Raw genomic sequence first — 3,772 nt, 5'->3', positions numbered from 1 at the left:
TGTACACACGACAACACAGGAGTAGGAACGATGGCCGCGACGGAAACGATGACGATTCGGGTTTCGGCCGAGACGAAGCGCAAGCTGGAGCGAATCGCGACCGACACCCGGCGCAGCAAATCCTTCCTCGCGGGCGAGGCGGTGTCAGCCTATGTCGACCGCGAGCTTGAGATCATCGAGGGGATCAAACGGGGCTTGGGCGACGTCGAGGCCGGACGGGTCGTCGCGCACGACCAGGTCACCGCCGAGGCTCGCCAAATCGTCGCGGATGCGAGGCTGAGGAAGGCCGGCCGAGGATGAGGCCCGTCATCTGGTCGGACGATGCCAGACGCGACTACCTCGATATCCTTCGCTACATCGCCGAAGACAACCCCGACGCGGCTGAGCGGGTCGTCGATGCAATCGAGCAGGCCGGGAACGAGCTCGGTGATTTCGCGACCGGACGGCCGGGACGCGTGAGTGGCGTCTACGAGAAACTGGTTCCCCGCCTGCCCTACATCCTGGCCTATTCGCTCGCGCTCCAGCGCGGCCGCGAGGTCGTCGCGATCCTGCGCGTCATTCACACCGCGCGCGACTGGCCTGATGAGGGCTGGCCAGGCTGAGCGGGCGCGCTCAGAGCGTCTCGCCCCGCAACAGCCGCGGCGGCGCACCGGCGACACCGGCGGCCTCGCGGATGAAGAAGCGCTTCAGCCCCGGCAGCCGATCGACCAGCCCGAGCCCGAGATCGCGCGCCAGCCGCAGCGGCGTCGCATCGTTCGAGAACAGCCGGTTCAGCCCGTCCGTCACCGCACYCATCGCGACCGTGTCGAAGCGGCGCGCCGTCTCGTAATCCTCGAGCACGTCGAGCGCGCCGGCATCGAGCCCGAGGCGCGCGGCATCGACGATGACCTCCGCCAGCGCCGCGACATCCTTCAGCCCGAGATTGAGCCCCTGCCCCGCGATCGGGTGGATGAGATGGGCGGCATCGCCCAGCAGCGCGAACCTTTGGTCGACGAAGCGCCGCGCCACGCCGAAGCCGAGCGGATGGGCGCTCACCGGGCTCTCCAGCGTAATCTCGCCGAGCTCGAGCCCGAAGCGCATCTCGATCTCGGCCAACATGTCCTGCGCATCGAGCGACAGCAGCGGCGCGACGTTCCCGGTCCTTTCCGTCCAGACGATCGAGGAGCGGTGGCCGAGCCTGCCGCCATCCGTGAGCGGCAGGATGGCGAAGGGCCCCGAAGGCAGGAAGTGCTCGACCGCCCTGCCGTGATGCGGCCGCTCATGGCCGATCGTCGCGACGATGCCGGATTGCGGATAATTCCAGCCGACCCAGCCGATCCCGGCCTGCTCGCGCAGCCGCGAGCGGGCGCCATCGGCCGCGACCAGCAGCGCCGCCTTGTCCTCAGCACCATCGGCGAAGGTGATCGCGACAGCCTCGTCCTCGACAGCGAAACCGCGCACGCCGACCGGCCTCAGATCGACCCCGGCCCGCTCGCAGGCGGCCTTCAGCTCCGCCACCAGCGCGGCATTCTCGACCATATGGGCGAAAGGCTGGCCGGGCTCGACCTCACCGTCGAAGGTGAGGAAGACGGGCCGGACGGCATCGTTCGTCCGGCTGTCCGAGATCACCATCTCCATCATCGCCTGGGCGTGGCCGGAGACCGCTTCCCAGACGCCGAGCGTCTCCAGCATCGAGCGGGCGCCCGCCGCCACCGCATAGGCGCGGTTGTCGGGCTTGGGAGCGGCGTTCACCCCCGGATCGGCCAGCACCACCGCAAAGCCCGCTCCGAGCGCCTGCTTCAAGGCGAGCGCGAGGCTCAAGCCGGCGATGCCTCCGCCGGCGATGACGATGCGCATGCTTGCGTCCGGCACGACGGCCATTCTGCTTCTCCCTCGATCGCCGCGCGTCCTGTCGGATACGATAACGGTGATCTATCCATTTGTTATCGCATCGGATTCTTCCGAAAAGTGGATTCCACTTTTCGGTCCGACGCCATGGCGGCCCGCTTGACGAGGCAAGCCGCCTCGGTGCTGATGCGGGTAAACCCGGCTGTTCCTCTGCGGGCCGCCGACGCCAACGTCAACCCGACCGCGATACGGCCTCATGTCACAGCAGATCAGCGCTTCCCTGACGGCGATCCTCGACCTCGAGCAGCTCGAAAGCAATCTGTTCCGCGGTCGCAGCCCGAAGTCGACCTGGCCGCGCGTCTTCGGCGGTCAGGTGATCGCGCAGTCGCTCTACGCCGCCTGCAAGACCGTGGAAGACCGCCAACCGCATTCGCTGCACGCCTATTTCCTGCTACCCGGCGACCCGGAAATGCCGATCGTCTATGAAGTCGATCGCCTGCGCGACGGCCGCTCCTTCACGACGCGGCGCGTGCTCGCCATCCAGAAGGGCGAGGCGATCTTCGCCATGTCGGCCTCCTTCCAGGTCGACGAGCCCGGCTACGAGCACCAGATGCCGATGCCGGACGTCCCGATGCCCGAGGACTTGCCGGATCGCGAGGAGATGGCGAAGACCGTGCTGCCGCATATGCCGGATGCGGTGCAGGCCTATTACCAGCGCAAGCGGCCGATCGAGATCCGCCCCGTCGAGCTCGAGCGCTATCGCACCGGCGGCAAGATGGAGCCGAAGTTCAATGTCTGGATCCGGGCGATGGAGACCCTGCCCGACGAGCCAGCCCTGCATCGCAGCGTTCTCGCCTACGCCTCGGACCTCATGCTGCTCGATTCCAGCCTCATCGCGCATGGCACGACCGTTTTCGACCAGAAGATCCAGGGCGCGAGCCTCGACCACGCACTCTGGTTCCACCGCCCCTTCCGCGCCGATGAGTGGCTGCTCTATGCGCAGGACAGCCCCTCGACCTCGGGCGCGCGCGGCTTCTCGCGCGGCCTCGTCTTCGATCGCGAGGGGCGGCTGGTGGCCTCCGTGGCGCAGGAAGGCCTGATCCGCCCACGGCCGGATCGCGCCTGACGCCTTTTCAGGCAATTGCATAACGAGAAAGCAAATGCCTATCGAATAGGCGCTCCAGATTCGATTTTCGGCTGATCTGTGCCTGATTCCCCCGCCCGGAGGCTGACGCCGGCCCGCGGAGCGCTTTGGCACGTCCCTTGAATTATGCGCTGCGTCGCACTGCGCATCGCAGGGCGGGCGAGGCGCAACGAGTTCGCCGGGGCTGACGACCAGGCGGCGTAAAGGGGAAACCCAGCAGATGAAAATCGTGATGGCGATCATCAAGCCGTTCAAGCTGGAGGAGGTGCGCGACGGGCTCACCGCCATCGGCGTGCACGGCCTGACAGTGACTGAAGTGAAGGGCTATGGCCGGCAGAAGGGTCATACCGAGATCTACCGCGGCGCCGAATACGCCGTGAGCTTCCTGCCCAAGATCAAGATCGAGGTGGCTGTCGCCGACGAGCTCGTCGGCAAGGTGATCGAGGCGATCACCGCCGCCGCCCGTACCGGCCAGATCGGTGACGGCAAGATCTTCGTCTCCTCGATCGAGAAGGCGGTGCGCATCCGCACCGGCGAGACCGACGGCGACGCCCTCTGAGCCCCCGACCCTTCAGGAGTTTCAAGCAATGAATTTCAGGACTTCCCTGCGGGCCGGGCTGACCGGCCTCACGCTCGCCGCGCTCTGCGCCGGCGCGGCCCTGGCCCAGACGGCGGCTCCCGAGGCGCCGGCGGCCGCCGCCGCGGCCGTGCCCAATAAGGGCGACACTGCCTGGATGCTGGTGTCCTCGCTCCTCGTCCTCTTCATGACGCTGCCGGGGTTGGCGCTGTTCTATGGCGGCC

The 3,772-nt window shown here is 67.3% G+C and carries 5 protein-coding genes and 1 pseudogene; 5 read left to right on the top strand and 1 reads right to left on the bottom strand.

Annotation, left to right across the window (positions count from 1 at the left end):
* The first annotated feature begins 30 nt into the window (after window positions 1–30).
* Complete coding sequence (locus AB4Y99_RS26480; RefSeq protein ID WP_441525425.1) at window positions 31–300, top strand: CopG family ribbon-helix-helix protein; 270 nt, start codon at window positions 31–33, stop codon at window positions 298–300.
* A complete protein-coding gene (locus AB4Y99_RS26475; protein ID WP_038358173.1) occupies window positions 297–602 on the top strand; it encodes a type II toxin-antitoxin system RelE/ParE family toxin in 306 nt (101 codons plus the stop codon). The genes AB4Y99_RS26480 and AB4Y99_RS26475 overlap by 4 nt, the downstream gene beginning before the upstream one ends.
* A gap of 10 nt (window positions 603–612) precedes the next feature.
* On the opposite strand, the gene AB4Y99_RS26470 is transcribed toward AB4Y99_RS26475, so the two are convergent.
* Window positions 613–1,860 carry a ubiquinone biosynthesis hydroxylase gene (locus AB4Y99_RS26470; protein ID WP_441525424.1) on the bottom strand — a complete coding sequence of 416 codons (1,248 nt, stop codon included), beginning with the start codon at window positions 1,858–1,860 and terminating at the stop codon, window positions 613–615.
* 223 nt (window positions 1,861–2,083) lie between these two features.
* On the opposite strand from AB4Y99_RS26470, the gene tesB reads away from it, so the two are divergent.
* The 3 genes and pseudogenes from tesB to AB4Y99_RS26455 all read left to right on the top strand — a co-directional run.
* Window positions 2,084–2,953, top strand: a complete 870-nt coding sequence (tesB, locus tag AB4Y99_RS26465; protein WP_038358177.1) for an acyl-CoA thioesterase II — start codon at window positions 2,084–2,086, stop codon at window positions 2,951–2,953.
* 238 nt (window positions 2,954–3,191) lie between these two features.
* Window positions 3,192–3,530, top strand: coding sequence for a P-II family nitrogen regulator (locus AB4Y99_RS26460; protein WP_038358178.1), 339 nt, complete (start codon window positions 3,192–3,194; stop codon window positions 3,528–3,530).
* Between the two features lie 28 nt (window positions 3,531–3,558).
* Window positions 3,559–3,772 (top strand): annotated as a pseudogene (locus AB4Y99_RS26455) (ammonium transporter); the annotation flags it as partial.

The organism is Allobosea sp. TAB14, assembly GCF_052113865.1.
Classification (GTDB): domain Bacteria; phylum Pseudomonadota; class Alphaproteobacteria; order Rhizobiales; family Beijerinckiaceae; genus Allobosea; species Allobosea spartocytisi.
Note: the sequence above shows the minus strand (reverse complement) of the source record. Positions and strands in the feature narration are given on the sequence as shown.